Origin of the sequence: Paraburkholderia sp. 31.1, from assembly GCF_014397645.1 — a bacterium.
In the GTDB taxonomy this organism is placed as follows: domain Bacteria; phylum Pseudomonadota; class Gammaproteobacteria; order Burkholderiales; family Burkholderiaceae; genus Paraburkholderia; species Paraburkholderia tuberum.
In genome coordinates, this window is sequence record NZ_VZQN01000019.1 from 18,644 (window position 1) to 35,103 (window position 16,460).

General features: G+C 64.4%; 16 protein-coding genes. 8 read left to right on the forward strand and 8 right to left on the reverse strand.

The window, feature by feature from the left end:
- Nucleotides 1–75 precede the first annotated feature (75 nt).
- Nucleotides 76–378, reverse strand: coding sequence for an H-NS family nucleoid-associated regulatory protein (locus F6X37_RS16420; protein WP_008921239.1), 303 nt, complete (start codon nucleotides 376–378; stop codon nucleotides 76–78).
- 399 nt (nucleotides 379–777) lie between these two features.
- Nucleotides 778–1,440 (reverse strand): HugZ family protein, encoded by a 663-nt coding sequence (locus F6X37_RS16425; RefSeq protein ID WP_187612061.1) that lies wholly within the window; start codon nucleotides 1,438–1,440, stop codon nucleotides 778–780.
- A 248-nt stretch (nucleotides 1,441–1,688) separates the two neighbouring features.
- Here F6X37_RS16425 and F6X37_RS16430 point away from each other — a divergent pair, with 248 nt between their 5' ends.
- The gene (locus F6X37_RS16430; protein ID WP_184051207.1) at nucleotides 1,689–2,903 is read left to right on the forward strand and encodes an MFS transporter; all 1,215 of its coding nucleotides are present in this window, start codon (nucleotides 1,689–1,691) and stop codon (nucleotides 2,901–2,903) included.
- Nucleotides 2,904–3,009: 106 nt separating this feature from the next.
- On the opposite strand, the gene F6X37_RS16435 is transcribed toward F6X37_RS16430, so the two are convergent.
- A complete protein-coding gene (locus tag F6X37_RS16435) occupies nucleotides 3,010–4,155 on the reverse strand; it encodes a branched-chain amino acid ABC transporter substrate-binding protein (RefSeq protein ID WP_187612062.1) in 1,146 nt (381 codons plus the stop codon).
- A 451-nt stretch (nucleotides 4,156–4,606) separates the two neighbouring features.
- A complete protein-coding gene (locus F6X37_RS16440; protein WP_187612063.1) occupies nucleotides 4,607–5,710 on the reverse strand; it encodes an NAD(P)H-dependent flavin oxidoreductase in 1,104 nt (367 codons plus the stop codon).
- On the opposite strand from F6X37_RS16440, the gene F6X37_RS16445 reads away from it, so the two are divergent.
- The 3 genes from F6X37_RS16445 (at nucleotide 5,709) to F6X37_RS16455 (ending at nucleotide 8,530) form a co-directional block, all read left to right on the forward strand.
- Nucleotides 5,709–5,948, forward strand: coding sequence for a hypothetical protein (locus tag F6X37_RS16445; protein ID WP_187612064.1), 240 nt, complete (start codon nucleotides 5,709–5,711; stop codon nucleotides 5,946–5,948). The genes F6X37_RS16440 and F6X37_RS16445 overlap by 2 nt on opposite strands.
- A gap of 84 nt (nucleotides 5,949–6,032) precedes the next feature.
- Nucleotides 6,033–6,731 carry a dienelactone hydrolase family protein gene (locus F6X37_RS16450; protein WP_187612065.1) on the forward strand — a complete coding sequence of 233 codons (699 nt, stop codon included), beginning with the start codon at nucleotides 6,033–6,035 and terminating at the stop codon, nucleotides 6,729–6,731.
- Between the two features lie 242 nt (nucleotides 6,732–6,973).
- Nucleotides 6,974–8,530, forward strand: coding sequence for an amidase (locus F6X37_RS16455; protein ID WP_222944858.1), 1,557 nt, complete (start codon nucleotides 6,974–6,976; stop codon nucleotides 8,528–8,530).
- Nucleotides 8,531–8,595: 65 nt separating this feature from the next.
- On the opposite strand, the gene F6X37_RS16460 is transcribed toward F6X37_RS16455, so the two are convergent.
- The 3 genes from F6X37_RS16460 to F6X37_RS16470 form a co-directional block, all read right to left on the reverse strand.
- Nucleotides 8,596–8,907 (reverse strand): high-potential iron-sulfur protein, encoded by a 312-nt coding sequence (locus F6X37_RS16460; protein WP_187612066.1) that lies wholly within the window; start codon nucleotides 8,905–8,907, stop codon nucleotides 8,596–8,598.
- A 132-nt stretch (nucleotides 8,908–9,039) separates the two neighbouring features.
- A complete protein-coding gene (locus F6X37_RS16465) occupies nucleotides 9,040–10,146 on the reverse strand; it encodes an NAD(P)/FAD-dependent oxidoreductase (RefSeq protein WP_187612067.1) in 1,107 nt (368 codons plus the stop codon).
- A gap of 355 nt (nucleotides 10,147–10,501) precedes the next feature.
- A complete protein-coding gene (locus tag F6X37_RS16470) occupies nucleotides 10,502–11,479 on the reverse strand; it encodes an AAA family ATPase (protein ID WP_187612068.1) in 978 nt (325 codons plus the stop codon).
- Nucleotides 11,480–11,749: 270 nt separating this feature from the next.
- Between F6X37_RS16470 and F6X37_RS16475 the strand changes: the two genes are divergently transcribed.
- Together F6X37_RS16475 and F6X37_RS16480 are read left to right on the forward strand one after the other, a co-directional pair.
- Complete coding sequence (locus F6X37_RS16475) at nucleotides 11,750–12,310, forward strand: hypothetical protein (protein ID WP_187612069.1); 561 nt, start codon at nucleotides 11,750–11,752, stop codon at nucleotides 12,308–12,310.
- Between the two features lie 54 nt (nucleotides 12,311–12,364).
- Nucleotides 12,365–13,162 (forward strand): endonuclease/exonuclease/phosphatase family protein, encoded by a 798-nt coding sequence (locus F6X37_RS16480; protein WP_090802649.1) that lies wholly within the window; start codon nucleotides 12,365–12,367, stop codon nucleotides 13,160–13,162.
- Between the two features lie 46 nt (nucleotides 13,163–13,208).
- On the opposite strand, the gene F6X37_RS16485 is transcribed toward F6X37_RS16480, so the two are convergent.
- Nucleotides 13,209–14,213, reverse strand: coding sequence for an aldose 1-epimerase (locus F6X37_RS16485; RefSeq protein ID WP_222944859.1), 1,005 nt, complete (start codon nucleotides 14,211–14,213; stop codon nucleotides 13,209–13,211).
- Between the two features lie 339 nt (nucleotides 14,214–14,552).
- Between F6X37_RS16485 and F6X37_RS16490 the strand changes: the two genes are divergently transcribed.
- Nucleotides 14,553–15,605, forward strand: a complete 1,053-nt coding sequence (locus tag F6X37_RS16490) for a LacI family DNA-binding transcriptional regulator (protein ID WP_187612071.1) — start codon at nucleotides 14,553–14,555, stop codon at nucleotides 15,603–15,605.
- A 187-nt stretch (nucleotides 15,606–15,792) separates the two neighbouring features.
- Nucleotides 15,793–16,173, forward strand: coding sequence for a hypothetical protein (locus tag F6X37_RS16495; protein WP_187612072.1), 381 nt, complete (start codon nucleotides 15,793–15,795; stop codon nucleotides 16,171–16,173).
- Nucleotides 16,174–16,460: the final 287 nt, after the last annotated feature.

Below are 16,460 nucleotides of genomic sequence, written 5' to 3' on the forward strand. Positions count from 1 at the left end.
GCAGGCTATAAAACGCGGTGGATCGCCGCTATTCGTACTACGTGCGGCCAACCCTCACTGCCCGCCTGATCGTGATTACTTCTGGATCAGAAACTTTTCGCGATCAAGACCCGCAATCCAGCGCGGCGGCTTGCCGCGACCGGACCACGTGCTGCCGCTTTCCGGATCGCGATATTTAGGCGCGACGCCTGCGCGCGGCCGGCTCGCTTTAGCGCCTTTCGGTGCGCGGCCGCCGCCGAGTTCGCTCAGCGAAATGCCGTAATCCGCCATCTTCTGCTTGATTTCATTCAAGACTTCCGCGTATTCGCGCGACTTCGCTTCTTCAATCTGCTTTTCGAGCTTCTCGCGCTGCGCGAGCAGTTCCTTGTAAGAAGACATAGGTTTCCCTTGTGGTATGGATAAATGACCGCCGGTCTTTTGCCGACTCGCCTTTGAAGGTTTCATGCCTCGGAATTTGACGGCGAGATTAACACAAAATAGAAAGGCTGGATAAGCAACCGGAAAAAATTAATTTAAATTCGTTTCAAAAAGTTTCCTGCGCTGCTTTTGGGTCGGACTACGGCCTTTCTAATCGCTGATTTCGCATGTCGCTAAAAAGTCCACTCATCTGCATATTTACACGATTTAACTATCAAGAAATGAGACTTGAGCGGTCCATTGCACATCGAACATTTCACGGCATGAAAGCTTTGGCTTGGATAAGCCGCGCACTATTGAGACAAGGACCCCGTTCGTCGCGACTGGCGCATGCGCGTTTTCTCGATAAACGATAAATACTTAATCCGCATTCCGCTCGATGCAGACTTCGAGCGCGGCGTGCAATGTCCCGGTATCGGACCGGGCGCCATCGAATGCGAAACGGTGGCGCACGCCGTTGCGTTTCAGATCGGCGCCATAACGGTCGACACCCAGCAATTCGACGCCGCCCGCGCCACTCAGCCGGTGACCGAATTCCGCGATCAGCGCGTCCTCCTCGCTGACTGCAAGCGGCGGCAGCGGATCGAGTTCGGCGCCATCGAGCCAGCCCATCGCGCCAAAGCCGCCGATGTAGCGCAGCCGCTCGACCTCCATGATCCAGAACGTGAAATCGCCCAGCATCAGGTAGCGCTCCGCGTCCGGGTGATAGCGCAGGTAGCGCCGCGCCAGTTCCGGGCTCGAGCCGACCGGCTCGAAGCGGCCAAGCAGCGTGACGCGCTGGCCGCCCAGCACGTCGCCGTCGGGTGCGTCGACGGCCAGAAAACCGGCGCGCGAATCGGTGTGCAGGTTGTGCGTGTGCTCCGCGAGCCGGCTCACGAGGATCGTCGGACAATGCCGCGCGTCCGGCGCGAACGGCAGCACCGACGGATACGGAAAGCCCTCGGGCTGGCGAGCGTGCGTGGCGAGCGTGCCGACCGTGGCCGTGTGCAGCAGATGCAGCGGAGCGTGAGCCGGAATGTTCAACTGAGCGTTCCTCGGTGAACCAGGAATGAACGGGAAGCGGTGAGCGGCAGAAAAGCCGCCGCGCGGCAATGCAAAAACCAACTGCGGCGTGCCATGGCATGACAGCCGGCAATACCGCCAGGTTGCATCCCCAGCCTATCAATCGTATGCGCCCGATCCCACGGCTCCAAGCATTCGCCACCACGCTTCGATAGAATCGAAGATCCGCTTTCAATGCGCTTTCTCGCGCACATCGCCTCGAGACCTCCGTGCCCGATCACCAAGCCTCCGAATTCGCCGTCCTGCCCGCCGCGCATCGCAATCTGTCCGTCACCGCACGGCAACGCGCACGCATTGCCACGATGGCGGTATTTTTCATCGCCGGCATGATGTACGCCTCGTGGGGCGTGCACGTGCCGACGGTGCGCGACCGCTTCCATCTGAATCCGGCGATGCTGTCGTTCGCGTTGTTCGCGGTGGCGGGCGGATCGATCGGCGCGATGGTGACCAATGCGTCGTGGATCGCGCGGGTCGGCACGCGCCGCGCCTGCCTGACCGGCGGCCTCGCGATGGCCGCCTGCGCCGCGCTGATCCTCGTCGTGCCGGCGTACTGGATCCTGCTGGTCGTGCTGGCCGTCTTCGGCGCGGGCATGGCCACGCTCGACGTCGCGATGAACGCCGAAGCGAGCGCCGTCGAAAAGGCGCTCGGCAAGCCGATCATGTCGTCGCTGCATGGGATGTTCAGCCTTGGCGGCATGTTCGGCGCGGCGGTGGGCGGGGCGCTGCTGTCGCGCGGCATGGCGCCGGCTGTGCATCTCGCGCTCGCCGCGGCGGCCAGCGCGCTCGTGCTGGTGCTGGCGTGCCCGTCGGTGCTGCCGCACGTGCCGCACGCCGAGCATCCCGATGCCGCGACGCCGCGCGCGAGCCGCTGGCGCTCGCCGGCGTTGTGGGCGCTCGGCACGATGGCGCTGGTCGCGCTGATCGCCGAAGGCGCGATGTACGACTGGGCCACGGTCTATATGCGCGATGTCGTGCTCTCGACGCCCGCGCTCGCCAGCGCCGCCTACGCGGCGTTTTCCGGCGGCATGGCGGCAGCGCGTTTTGCCGGCGACGCGGTGCGCGCCCGCTTCGGCGCGCCGCAACTCGTGATGATCAGTGCGGCGCTCGCCTGCGCCGGGATGGTCGACGCGCTGTTGCTGCCGAATCCGGTGGCCGCGCTCGCCGGTTTTGCGCTGATCGGCCTGGGCCTCGCGAACATGATGCCGGTGCTGTTCGCGGCGGCCGCGAGCGTGAAGGGCATCCACGCGGCCGAGGGGCTCGCGCACGTCGCGGGGCTGGCCTATTTCGGGTTGCTGCTCGGACCGGTGATCATCGGTGCGGTCGCGCAGGTGACCAATCTGACGATCGGGCTGTCGGTCGTCGCCGTGTGCGCCGCGATGATCGCGCTCGTCGGGCCGAAGGTGCTGCGGCGTTTGAAGATCTGACGCAAACGCAACGCCAAAAAGAAGAGGCACGCAAGCCTGACGGCCCACGTGCCTCTTTAGCGGCAAATCGAAGTGCGGCCCGACGCCGCCTTCGACCACACCGAATTTACATCTTCACGACGTCGAGCAGCGTCTTCTTGCCTTGCTTGTAGCTGTACAGCGAGATCACGCCGTGCTGTAGGTCGCCCTTCGAGTCGAACGTCGTTTCGCCGATCACGCCCTTGTAGTCGGTCGTCGGCATCGCTGCCAGGATCTTCGCCGGATCGGTCGAGTTAGCGCGCTTCATCGCGTCGACGATGATGTACACCGCGTCATACGTGAACGGCGCGTAAATCTGGATCGGCTGGCCGAAGCGCTTCTCGTACTTCGTTTCGAACGCCTTGCCGCCCGCCATCTTTTCGAGCGCCATGCCGGCTTCCGAGCAGACGATGTTGTCGGTTGCGTCGCCGGCCAGGTCCGACAGCTTGTCGGTACACACGCCGTCACCTGCCAGCACCTTCGCGCGCAGGCCGAGCTGCTTCGCCTGCTTGGCGAACGGGCCGCCGGTCGCGTCCATGCCGCCGTACATGATCGCGTCGGGATTTTCACCCTTGATCTTCGTCAGAATCGCGCGGAAGTCGACGGCCTTGTCGTTCGTCGCGTCGTGCGACACGACGTTCATACCGAGCGACTTCGCCGTCTTCTCGAATTCGTTCGCGAGACCTTGGCCGTAAGCGGTCGAGTCGTCGACGATCGCGACGCTCTTCACCTTCATGCCCTTCGCCGCGTAGTTCGCGAGAGCCGGGCCTTGCTGAGCATCGGTCGCGACGACGCGGTAGGTCGTCTTGAAGCCTTGCTGCGTGTAGGCCGGGTTCGTTGCCGACGGCGAGATCTGCACGATGCCCGCATCGCTATAGATCTTCGATGCCGGGATCGAGGTGCCCGAGTTCAGGTGGCCGACCACGGCGACGACCTTGTCGTCGACGAGCTTCTGCGCAACCTGCGTGGCCGTGCGGGGGTCGGCCGCGTCGTCCTGCGCGTCGAGTTGCAGCGTGATCTTCTGGCCGCCGATCGTCAGACCCTTCGCGTTGATTTCCTCAATGGCGAGGCGCGCGCCGTTTTCGTTGTCTTTCCCCAGGTGAGCAATACCGCCAGTCAACGGCGCGACGTGACCGATCTTCACGACCGTGTCGGCCGCGGCCGATGTTGCCAACGTCGCGAACAGCACCGCCGCAGCGCTGATCGGCAACAGCTTTTGAATCTTGATGTTCATGTAAGTCTCCAGTTTCGGTCAAAACAACGTAATCGCCCTGTGCCCCGCTTCCCCTACACGTGTCGCTCAGTCCCGTGGACGACCACGCCGGTTGCATCGTTCATGCACTTGGCCAGTACGTTTACCGGACTGTTTGTGACAGTTGGCAAACCGTACTTGCGCGCAAGTGTAGGCCATCAAATTAATTTGCGGGAATTTTTTGAGAAAGTGGGAACAACACTAATAGCGCAGTTCCCGGGCGAACCGCTCGTGGCTTGGGCGAGCGGACCGGAAAGCCCCAGCCCATGCGGGTTTCCGCTAATTAGGAAGTTTCTCCGCGGGCGCGGATTTAGCCATTTTCCGGCTTCTGTCACATATGATTCGAAGGGTTTTTCAATTCAGAAATGTGGCGTGCCGCACAGGATTGTGAGTGCGGTAAAAAACTTAAATCAGCCTTAAATCGGCCATGCAATCAACGCAAGAACGCGGCGACTCGCACGGAGGCCGCCTGCCATTCCTGCTCGAGCTGCGCCATCAGTTCGATCGCGCCGATCGCTTCGGCGCGCGTGTGGCCAAGCGGCGCACCCTGCCCCGCCCACAACGACAGGTAATTGCCGTTCTGCGCACGCGCCGCGTTTTGCCGCAGCTCCTGCGTCAACGCGTTTTGCACCGGATACGGCGCGATGCTGTCCGCCGATTCGCGCAAACGTTGTATCAACGGATTGCGGATGCCGCGCGCGTGGCGGCCCGTGATCGCGCGCGTCACCGTGGTCGAGGTATCTGACATGCCGCGCACGCGGGTTTTCCATACCTCGGGGATCGCGCTCTCGCGGGTGGTCAGAAACGCGGTGCCCATCACCGCGGCTTGCGCACCGAGCGCGAGTGCCGCGACGATGCCACGACCGTCCATGATGCCGCCGGCCGCGAGCACCGGCAGCCCGGTCGCGTCGACCAGTTGCGGCACGAGCGCCATCGTGCCGACCAGCGCATCTTCGAATGCGCCGATGAACGTGCCGCGATGCGCGCCCGCCTCCGCGCCTTGCGCGGCGACGGCATCGGCGCCCGCATCGCGCCACGCGATGCCTTCGGCAACATGCGTCGCAGTCCCAACTACATAGCTGCCGCTCGCGTGCAAACGCTCGACGTCGTCCGCTGCTAGCAGTCCGAACGTAAAGCCGGCGACCGGCACCCGCAATTCGATCAGCGTTTCCAGTTGCGCGCGAAAGTCAGGCGCATAGCGTGCGAGCGGCTGTCCCGGCGGCAAGCCGAGATCGGCTCGCAGCGGATCGACTGCGTCGAGCGCGCGGCGCACGGTGGCTTCATCGGGCGAGACCGGATCGAGCACGAACAGATTCACGCCGAACGGGCGATCGGTCAGCGCGCGAATCGCCGCGACCTCGCTGGCGATCTTCTCGGGCGCGAGCGCCGCCCCCGCGAGAAAACCAAGTCCGCCCGCATTGGATACCGCCGCGACGAGCGCCGGCGTCGTCGCGCCGCCGGCCATCGGCGCCTGCACGACGGGTACCCGCATCTGGAAGTGCTCGGCGAACGGCGTCACGAAACTGCCTTCATTCATGTTCGTTTCCTTCCGGCGCAAAGCCGTCCATGTGCTGATTCATGCGCTCGCCAACATGTTCACGAGATGCGCTGACACGCGCGAGCCATCACGCGCTGACTTTACCGACACGCGCCATCGCGGAGAAATGAATTATCGAGATCGTTTCAATCGCCTGACGAGAATCGAAGCACTTCGCATCACCCGCGAGGCCCCGTCCCGCCCCCCCTGCAAGGCGATTCTTTTGATGGCAAACTAACCGCCCGTTGCAGGGCCTCGTGGCCTTGAGCGTTTCGTACACACCGACCTCGCGCGGCGGTCGCGCGAGTCAATGGAGAACAGCATGAGCACGACTTCCCGATGGATCGACATCCCCGCCGGCGACGACAGTTTCGGCGGCTACCTCGCGCTGCCGAAGGGCGGCAAGGGACCGGCCGTCATCATCATTCAGGAAATCTTCGGCGTGAACGGCCATATCCGCTCGGTCGCGGATCAGTACGCGCAGGACGGCTATGTCGCGCTCGCCCCGGACGTGTTCTGGCGCGTGCAGCCGCGCGTCGAATTGACGTACGACGGCAAGGATCGCGAAAAGGGCATCGAGCTGATGCAGAAAACCAAGGTCGACGACGCGGTCGCCGACCTCGGCGCCGCTGCGGCCGCCTTGCGGGCGCTGCCGGAAGTGACCGGCAAGATCGCGGCGATCGGCTACTGCTTCGGCGGCCGTCTCGCCTATCTCGCCGCGGCGGCCGGTTCGGTCGACGCCGCTGTCGCCTACTACGGCGGCGGCATCCATAACCATCTCGACAAAGCCGCGAACATCAAGGTGCCGATGCAGTTCCACTACGGCGAGCTCGACGCGCATATTCTGCCGTCGGACATCGGCCAGATTCAGGAGCGCTTCGCGGGTCGCGGCGACGTGCAATTCAACATCTACCCGAACGCCGATCACGGTTTCAACTGCTCGGAGCGTGCGTCGTACAACCAGCACGCGTCGGCATTGGCGCATGGCCGCACGCTGACGTTCCTCGGCGAGCGGATGTAATCCGCGGTTCCGGCATTCAGCCGGCCCCGCCGCGTTGCGCATGTGATCGCACGCTCGCGCATTTGAAGTGCGCACTCGAATTCACATGAGTCACGTCGGCGCTCAACTCGGGTACTCTGTGCAAGACGGCGTGTCGGCCGACACGCCGTCTTTTCACATGTGCGACGCCCGAGCGGGGCAACGCGATGCCGAGCGAAACGCCTCAGTCGCGCGTGCATGGCCGGCCACGAATTCGACGCAGCATGCCAACCGACCGCGAGGGCTCAACCGACGTGCAATCAGACTATCTCGCTCATGACGCCATCGGCCTCGCCGAACTCGTGCGCACGCGCCAGGTCAGCGCGCGCGAATTGATCGACGTCGCGATCTCGCGCACCGAGGCCGTCAATCCCGCGATCAACGCGGTCGTTCTGAAGGACTACGATGCGGCCCGCCAACGTGCGTCGCGCGAAGACGCGAATCGCGCGAATACCGTCGACGGCGCGAACGGAACGGACAACTCCGCCGCCCACGCCGCGCTCGCCGGCGTGCCGTTCCTGATCAAGGATCTCGGCGCGCCCGTTGCGGGACTGCCCATGGCAATGGGCAGCCGACACTACCGGCACTTCATTCCGACTCAGGATGCGCCGGTCGTCGCGCTCGCGAAAGCGGCGGGTTTGAATATCTTCGCGAAGACCAGCACGTCCGAGCTGGGCCAGATGCCTTATACGGAGCCCGAACTATTTGGCGCGTGCCGTAATCCGTGGAATATCGATCACACGCCGGGCGGTTCGAGCGGCGGCGCGGCGGCGGCGGTCGCTGCCGGCATCGTACCGCTCGCGCATGCGTCGGACGGCGGCGGCTCGATCCGGATTCCGGCGTCGTGCTGCGGACTGTTCGGCCTGAAACCCTCGCGCGGTCGCGTGCCGCGCGCGGCGCAGGCCAGCGCCGGCGAACTCGGCATCGATCACGCCGTGTCGCGCAGCGTGCGCGACAGCGCGTTGCTGCTCGATCTGCTGGCCGGCAACGCCGAGCGGCCGAGCGGCGCGCCCGGCACCTTTCTCGGCGCGACGCGCGAGCCGTGCAAACCGCTGACGATCGCCTACGTGACCGAGCCGATGCTCGCGCCGTCGTTATCGGCCGATGCGCGCGCCGCGCTCGACGACGCCGCGCAACTCGCGAGCTCACTCGGCCATCGTCTGGAGCCGGTGTCGCTCGGCGTCGATTTCGCGGCGGTCCGTCATGCGTTCCTGACGCTGTGGTCGGTGACCGCCGAGGACCTCGTGCTGAACGCGGAGCGCATTACCGGCCACAAGCCAACGCGCGGCGAGTTCGAAATTTCGACATGGGCGATGGCGCACGTCGGCCGCAAGCTCGGCGAGCAGGGCTTGCCGGCCGCGCTCGACGAACAGCGCCGCATCACTGCGCGTCTGACCGACCTGCTGAACCGCTACGACGTGCTGTTGTGCGCGACGCTCGCGTCCGCGCCGATCAAGATCGGCGAGATGCGACCAAGCTCGGTCGAGCGCATGCAGATGCGCGCGGTCACCACGATACCGCTAGAACGATTGATGAAGAAACTGCTGTTCGAAGCGTCGAACAAGGCGTTCGCGTGGGCCGGATGCACGGAGCTGTTCAACCTGAGTGGCCAGCCGGCGATGTCGGTGCCTTTGTACTGGAATGCGCGCGGGCTGCCGATCGGCGTGCAGTTCGCGGCGCGTATCGGCGGCGAGGCGACTCTGTTCAGACTCGCCGCGCAACTCGAGGCGGCACGGCCGTGGTTCGACAAGCGGCCGCCATTGATGAATGCGCGCCGCTAAAAGTCCAGCGGCGCGCTGCAATGTAGCTTTGAAAAACCGGCCCGGCTTGCGCAGCGCAGGCTTGATCAGGCCTTCTTGTTATAGGCGCTGCACCATCCCGTGGCCGCGACCTGCTTGCCCGCGAACATCGGGCAGCCGCCGTAAGCGTCGGCCGCCTTGCCCTGGAAGAAGCTGCAGTTGCTGCATTGCTCGCCAGGCGTGTATTTGGCGAATTTCGCCTTGTCGACCTTGCTCGCGTCCGCCTTGTAGCCAAGCGCCTGCGCGGTCGGATCGGTTTCGGAGACTTTCGGCGCGTCGGCGAACGCCTGGCGCGACAGCGCGAACGTCGATGCCACACCGATGCTGGCGATCAAAAACGTACGACGGGAAGAACTCATGGGGACTCACTCCATTTATATTGGAATCAACGCCGTTCTGATGACAGCGTTCGCCAAGCATAGCAACGTAGCCGTCGCCCGTGATATTCCAAATGCTAAAGATAAGCGGATCGGTACGGTCCAAACGCGGCCTCAAGGTCGCCCGCTCAGCTCGCAGACCCGCTGCGCAATCGCAAGCGATGCGGTCAACCCCGGCGACTCGATGCCGAACAGATTGACGAGCCCGCGCACGCCATGCGCGGCCGGCCCCTGGATCATGAAGTCCGCGGCGGGCTCGCCCGGGCCGGACAACTTCGGACGAATACCGGCGTACGCCGGCTGCAACGCGCCATCGGGCAAGGCCGGCCAGTACGCGCGAATCGCCGCATAAAACGACTCCGCGCGACGCGGATCGACGTCGTAATTGATCGCATCGACCCATTCGACGTCGGGGCCGAAGCGCACCTGGCCGCCCAGGTCGAGCGTCAGATGCACGCCGAGGCCGGCTTCGTTCGGCATCGGATAGATCAGGCGGCTGAACGGCGCGCGCCCCGAAATGCTGAAGTAATTGCCGCGCGCCAAGTAGAGCGGCGGCACGTGGCGCGAGTCGAGTCCGCGAATCTTGCGCGCGAGTGCGTTCGCATGCAGACCCGCGCTGTTGATCACGCAGGCAGCGCTGATCGTGGTGGGCGCCGCACCGCCGACCGCGATGGTGAAACGGCCGTTGTGAGCCTCGATCGCCTCGACCGGCGCATGGAACGCGTACACGGCGCCGTCGCGCTCGGCATCGCCTTGCAGCGCGAGCATGTACTGATGACTATCGACGATCCCCGTCTGCGGCGAAAACACCGCCTCCACGCATTCGAGCGCCGGTTCGAGCGCCTGCGCCTGATCGCCGGTGACGCGCATCAGGTCGAGCACGCCGTTGTCGCGCCCTTTGGCCATGATGCTTTCGAGCTGCGGAATCTGGTTGCGCGACGTGGCGACGAGCAGCTTGCCGCAGCGCGAATGCGGCACGTGGCGCTCGGCGCAATAGTCATACAGCATTTCGCGGCCGCGCACGCACAGCGTGGCCTTCAGCGATCCGCGCGGATAGTAGATGCCCGCGTGAATCACTTCGCTGTTGCGTGAACTCGTGCCCACGCCGATGGCCTCGGCGGCCTCCAGCACGATCACCTCGCGCCCGCGCGCCGCCAGCGCGCGCGCCGTCGCGAGGCCGATCACGCCGGCGCCGATCACTACACATTCGATCTGATCCATATCCGTTGACGCGGCGCATTGGGCCGCGCGCTGCCTCGTTCAGCCGATGGAAGGAAGACAAGTACGGCACCTCGCCGCCGCGTTCCGTTTGTTGTCGAACGCATCTGTCCGCTGGTCTGCTTATGTCTTTTTATCACCGCCAAGGAAAATTGTACGACTCGGTACAGACAGAAGCGACAAACGTTCGTGCGCGCCGACCAGGCGATGGCGGCGCAAGCTGCGCTCGATTCTGCGCTCCACATCGAAAATAGCAATAATTGCCGCGGCATTCACCACGCAGGCTGTACGAATTTACCGAGACAGCTCCCCAAATTCCAGAGAAGCGGGGTTTGGGTTAAAAAATCGACCGAAAACCTCAAAAACCGATCGGTTTTCGCCGGTTTCCGTAGTCGAGGCGGATATCGGCGGGCTCGATCTGGTCGCGTCCCGCGATGCGCGCCGCGCCGAAGCCGTTCAGGATCGCGCGGCGCATCTCGCGCGGCGACGCCCGCTTGAGCACATCGAGCGTCGCTTCGCCAAGCGTCCCCGGAAAGCGCAGGCCCCAGTTGTGCGCGCCGCGGATCTCGTCGTAGATCGACTGCGCGATGCGTCGCGCGCCGGCGTGGTCCGGCGGCGAGATTTCGTAGACGTTCATGCGGTTCAGGATCGGCTCGGGGATCGCGCGTTCGTCGTTGGCGGTCGCGATCCAGATCACGTTGCCCGCGTTGATCGGTATCTCGGCGAACTCGTCGATGAAGCTCTGGGCGGTGTCGTGTTCGAGTAGCGCGTACAACGCGCCGAGCGGATCGTATTGCGAATCGCCGCTCGCCTTGTCGATTTCGTCGACGGCGATCACCGGGTTCGCGTAGCTGCCGTTCACGAGTGCATCGAACACCTTGCCCGGCTTCGCGTTCTTCCATTGCGACGAGGCGCCCGACAGAATCCAGCCCGCCGTCAGTGAACTCATCGCGACGTATTGGTACGCGGTGCCGAGCAGGCGCGCGAGGTGCTTCGCGAAATGCGTCTTGCCGATGCCGGGCTCGCCGAGCAACAGGATCGGCATCAGTTCGAGCCGGTCCTCGGTTTCGAGGCACAGCGCGACCTGCTTGCGGATGTCGTCGAGCGGTGCGGAAAAATTGGGCAGCGCGCCGATCAGATCGTCGATCGACGGCATCCGGTTCGGCTTCACGCAGAATCGCAGATTGCCGGTTTTCAGCATCTTTTCGTAGGTCGCGCGCAGCGCCTCGTTCGCGCCCTCGCCGAGACCGTTCAGCGCGCTTTCGACCTCGTCGAGGTCATACACCCGGCTGAACGAGGCCACGGCGATTTCCTGTTTGACCATTGCTGTCGTCATCGCTCACCCCGTCTGGCTGATTCTGCAGCGGCGGCGCCTTGTGAGCGCCGGTTCGAGTCCAGTGTAGCGAGGACACAAACGCGTGCAAGCCAGCAGTCATGTGGCTCTGCTGCTAACGATCGCTGGCATCCCATCCTCATCTGGAATGGAGAGTTGCTGAACCGGCCCTCGTCGACCGTGTCAGAAATCGTTGCGGCCATCGGGGGTAAGATGGCTCTCTAATTGCTACGAGGCACCCACGCAAGCGACGCGTGAGCGGAGATCCTTTTTATGTGGAAAACCAGTATCGTGGCCATGCTGCTTGGCGCTTCGTTGCTCGCCCACGCGCAACAACAGCCAGCGCAGCAGGTCGTGCAATGGCAGCTGCAGGTGGTGAAAGATGGCCAGCAGATCGATTCGTTCGACGGCACCACCACCGTCGGCCAGGCGCGCACGGATACGCATCACCAGGTCGTGCAACACGAGGTCGGCTGCAAGGACCAGCCGGCCGGCAGCATCGATCTGTCACGCACGATCACGGTGTCGCCGCTGCGCGTCGATCCCGAGGGCGTGATGTTTTCGATCGACACGCAGGAAACGCTCGAGGACGACAATGCGCGGCGCACCGACATCGGCTGCAAGCTGCCGCCGCAGCCGCGCCAGGTGAGCGCGAGCCACCCGGGTCTCGTGGTGCCGCCGGATCAATGGGCGAGCTGGACGATCGTCGATCACAATCCGAACCTCGTGTACCGCGTGCATGCGAACGTCCTGAGCAACGGTGCGAACGGCAACGGCACGAACGGCGGCATGAGCGGCAATGGCGCCGCGACCGGCAGCAGCAATCCGAACTGACAGGAACCGCGCGCCTTACCGACGCGCTCAAACAGAACACGTGGATAACGCGGCATGCGAAACCCAGAAGAACTGATCCGCGAGAATCTCGCGCCGAACGATTTCGTCGCGGTGAGCTGGAACCTGCACAAGGGCCGCACACCGCTCGGTTTTCAGGCCTGGCAGGCGATGCAGCGCTGGGTTCAATCGACCCACGCGGACGCATACTTCCTGCAGGAAGCGATGGCGCGGCGTATGCCGTCGCCGGTATTGGCGAGCAGTTTCGGCACGCCGATGGGCGATCCACTGACCGATGTATGGCACTGTCAGGCAACCGAAATCGCGCGCGCGCTCGAACTCGAAGTCGCGCTCGGCCCGAACGTGTTCAAGCCGTCATGGCGGCACGGCAATGCGATCCTTTCACCGCATCCGCTCGATCTCGGCGGCCGCTGGGACATCTCCGCGCACCGCTTCGAAAAGCGCGGCCTGCTGGTCGCGCGTGCGACGTTCGGCGGACGACTCGTCACGTTGCTCTGTGCGCATCTCGCGCTGACGCGTCCGGCGCGGTTGCGGCAGATGGACTGGATCGCGCACTGGATCGCGAAGGAAGCCCCCGACGGTCCGCTCGTGCTGGCCGGCGATTTCAACGATTGGCGCAACGATTCGGTGCCGCTCTTTCGCGAGCATGGCTTGCAGGAAGTCGCGACGCTGCTCGGCGAACCGGCGCGAACGTTCCCGGCGTTCTCGCCGGCGCTGTCGCTCGACAAGATGTTCGTGCGCGACATGCAGCCGGTCGAATGGATCCAGCCGACGCAGGAGACCGCGTGGCTGTCCGATCATTTGCCGTATATGGCGAAGTTGCGGCTGGAGTGAGCGCTTCTGCTGGTTGAGCTTTCGCCAACGGAAAGCGCGTCCCCCCTCACTCGCGATGCGGCGTCCAGCTGAACGCCGCTTCGATCTCCTCCCCCGGCTGCAATACGCAGCCACCGACGTGTTCTTGTGTACCAACCGCGTTGAAGCAATCGGTCGTATTCGTGACCGGTTCCACGCATAGTTGCGGATCGTTGGCCGGCGCGAACACGACCAGGTGATCGAACGGCGCGTCGGCACGCATCGTCAGATTGCGGCGCTCGTCGGGCCACGCGATCGTCGCCACGCGCGACCAATTCGAAAAGTTGTTGTCGAGATCGAACGCATCGGGCGACATGCCCGCGCGCAATTCGTCGACGGCCGGATGCGGGCCGAGATGCGTCGGCAGCACGTCGGTGTCCGCGTGCCACATCGCCTGCACATCGGCATGGATGCGCGTCGACGCGGTGCGCGGATAGTACGGATGATGGCCCATGCCGAACGGCATCGGCCGGCCGGCGAGATTCCGCGCGGACATCGTGATGTGGAGCGCGCCACCGCGCAACTCGATACGCTGCCGCGCGCGATAGCGAAACGGCCAGTCGCCAGTCGCGCTCGCATCCGGTTCGTGCTCGAAGTGCAAGTCCACCGCGCTTTCGCTGCGCGCGCCGACGCGCCACGGATGCCGCCACGCGTTGCCATGCAGCGCGTGGGCGAAACGCGGGTCGTTGCCGGCGAGATCGATCGTCGCGCCGTCGAACGCGAAGCGCGCATCGCGAATCCGGTTGCAGTATGGGAACAGCGGAAAGCTCGCCATGCGCAGCGGATCGCGCGCTTCGAACGCTTCCGGCAGCGCCGGCCGCAGCCAGTGCAACGGACCTTCCGGCGTGACTTCGTAGAACGCCGCGAGCGCGCCGCCAACGTCCGGCGCGAGCACCGCTCGCAACGCACCGGCCGACAACGTGACGAGGCGCGCGGCGATCACGGGATCGTCGAGCCATGAGCGTTGAGTCGCCGATCGAGTCACGTCATGTGCCGCGCGCGACCGGGCAGGATTCAGGGAAACGTCGCGCATGGTCAGACGAGGCGAAACCGCGAGCGGAAAGCGGCATCAACGTGCATTCATATCTCCTTTGACGTGCCGCGCACCCCGCGGCCGGCGGACCACCTCAGTCCGCCCCGAGCGAGAATCGCACGACACCGCACCATTGGTCAATATTATTAGTAATAAATTCGTTCAAAAAGGGCCGGTAACGGACCTACGCTCCGTTCCCAAATGGCGGGTTAGCGCGCGTTGCCGCGCGCATATTATTAGTGGTACCGTCAGCAGCATGATGCCGCTGGCATTGCCCCGCTTCAGCGCCGCCTCGGCGCGGCCCGCACAATGAAAAAATCGACTCAACGCCGTCCCACCATGACCGACATCGCCAAGCTCACCGGCGTGTCGCAATCCACCGTTTCGCTCGTGCTCAACAACGCGGCCGGCGCGAAATTCTCCGATGCGACCCGCAACAAGGTGCTGAAGGCCGCGCACGACCTCGGCTACCGGCAGTCGCTGCGCGCGCCCGTAGCGGCATCGAGCGACGAGCGCAACCTGATCGTCTATCTGGCTGACGAAATCTCGACGAGCCCGCACCCGGTCGTCAACATCGACGGCGCGCGCGACGCCGCGTACGTGAGCGGCAAGATGCTCGCGGTCTACTCGACGCACGGCAACGCCGACATCGAAAAACAGGTACTCGACACGGTCCTCACCAATCCGCACGTGTTCGGTGTGATCTACGCGACCGTCTACACGCGCAAGGTCGCGCCGCCGAGCGCGCTGTCGCAGGTGCCGACCGTGCTGCTGAACTGCTACACCGGCGACAGCACGTTCTCGTCCGTGGTGCCAGCCGAGGTCGCGGGCGGCCATCTGGCGACCGAGTACCTGCTGCAGGCCGGCCACCGGCGCATCGGCTACATCAACGGCGAGCCGTGGCAGGACGCCGCGAAAGACCGCCTGAAGGGCTACCGCACCGCGCTCGCGACCGCCGATCTGCCTTTCGCGGCCGAACTCGTGCGCGACGGCGACTGGAGCCCCGGCCTCGGCTTCGAGCTGACGCTGTCGCTGATGCGCGAGGCCAATCCGCCCACCGCGATCTTCTGCGCCAACGACCTGACCGCGATCGGCGCGATCGAGGCGCTCAAGCAGCTCGGCCTGCGCGTGCCCGAGGACGTGTCGGTGCTCGGCTACGACGACCAGGAAATCGCGCGCCACACGCATCCGCCGCTGTCGACGGTGGTGCTGCCCAACTACGAACTCGGCCGCTGGGCCGTCGAAACGCTGCTGCAGGAAGAGCACAACCGCGCAGCCGGCGCGCCGGTGCGCCATCGCACGGTCAAGCTCGACGGACCGCTGGTGGAACGCACCTCGGTCCGGGTAATTACCGAGGCAAAACCTGCGACAATTAATATTATTAGTGATTGACCGATAATAATTTTGAGTGGAATAATCGGCACGTCGGGTCGGGAAGACAGGGCGCCGGTGGGTCATAGCCAATCGCGCGCTCGCCGGCGAACCAACGTCGGCCCCCCCGTCGATCACGGTGAGATCCCAGGGGCCGTCCAGCAGGTTGGGATCTTTCAGTTCCTTGACGAGCCCGCCCTGAGGATTGGTGACGAGCAGCGAGCCCGGCGCGACGACGTTCTTGCCATCCGTGGTCGGCACATTGCCCATCAGCACGAAGCCGCTTCTCAGCACGGCGAGCGCCGTCGTGAGACCGAGATTGCTTCCCTGGAAGAACGTCACCGGATCGCTGTTGGACACGAGCTTGACGATCGTCGCACCGGTTCCCTGCAGATTCGACTTCGCCTTGAAATTCGACACCACCACATCGCCGGGTTTGAGCATGCTCCAGGACGGCACGCCGGGCGGCACGAACGCCATGCCGTACGGATTGAAATCGCCGTTGGCCGGAACGGTCGGTGAGGTCACCGACTGCGGCGGCAAAATCGCCTCCTGCGCCTCGGCCCCGACCGTCCCCCAACAACTCTAAAAGCAGCAGACCGGCTCGACACAGCGCGCGACGCACGCGGCGCGATGCGCGTGCCCGTATCACCAACCCGTCGAAGCCAGTGTATGAACCGGATGCAGATATCGCACGAGAAGCCTCCATTTGACACCTCCTACTCGCATGGGCGGTCGCAGCCGCCAGGACGAGTCGCGCAGCCACCGCACCGCCTGGCTTCGCGCGACTCGCGTCCTGCGTAAACGAGACAACGTCGGGCGTATTCCCCAAAAAATCGCGGCGCGCAAACGATAGTCGAAAGCGAGGCGATCTCG

Coding starts and splice junctions, on each gene's coding strand:
- F6X37_RS16420 (WP_008921239.1), bottom strand. CDS start 378: ATGTCTTCTTACAAGGAACTGCTCGCGCAGCGCGAGAAGCTCGAAAAG.
- F6X37_RS16435 (WP_187612062.1), bottom strand. CDS start 4,155: ATGAACATCAAGATTCAAAAGCTGTTGCCGATCAGCGCTGCGGCGGTG.
- F6X37_RS16445 (WP_187612064.1), top strand. CDS start 5,709: ATGTTCGTTTCCTTCCGGCGCAAAGCCGTCCATGTGCTGATTCATGCG.
- F6X37_RS16440 (WP_187612063.1), bottom strand. CDS start 5,710: ATGAATGAAGGCAGTTTCGTGACGCCGTTCGCCGAGCACTTCCAGATG.
- F6X37_RS16450 (WP_187612065.1), top strand. CDS start 6,033: ATGAGCACGACTTCCCGATGGATCGACATCCCCGCCGGCGACGACAGT.
- F6X37_RS16455 (WP_222944858.1), top strand. CDS start 6,974: ATGCCAACCGACCGCGAGGGCTCAACCGACGTGCAATCAGACTATCTC.
- F6X37_RS16460 (WP_187612066.1), bottom strand. CDS start 8,907: ATGAGTTCTTCCCGTCGTACGTTTTTGATCGCCAGCATCGGTGTGGCA.
- F6X37_RS16465 (WP_187612067.1), bottom strand. CDS start 10,146: ATGGATCAGATCGAATGTGTAGTGATCGGCGCCGGCGTGATCGGCCTC.
- F6X37_RS16470 (WP_187612068.1), bottom strand. CDS start 11,479: ATGACGACAGCAATGGTCAAACAGGAAATCGCCGTGGCCTCGTTCAGC.
- F6X37_RS16475 (WP_187612069.1), top strand. CDS start 11,750: ATGTGGAAAACCAGTATCGTGGCCATGCTGCTTGGCGCTTCGTTGCTC.
- F6X37_RS16480 (WP_090802649.1), top strand. CDS start 12,365: ATGCGAAACCCAGAAGAACTGATCCGCGAGAATCTCGCGCCGAACGAT.
- F6X37_RS16485 (WP_222944859.1), bottom strand. CDS start 14,213: ATGCGCGACGTTTCCCTGAATCCTGCCCGGTCGCGCGCGGCACATGAC.
- F6X37_RS16490 (WP_187612071.1), top strand. CDS start 14,553: ATGACCGACATCGCCAAGCTCACCGGCGTGTCGCAATCCACCGTTTCG.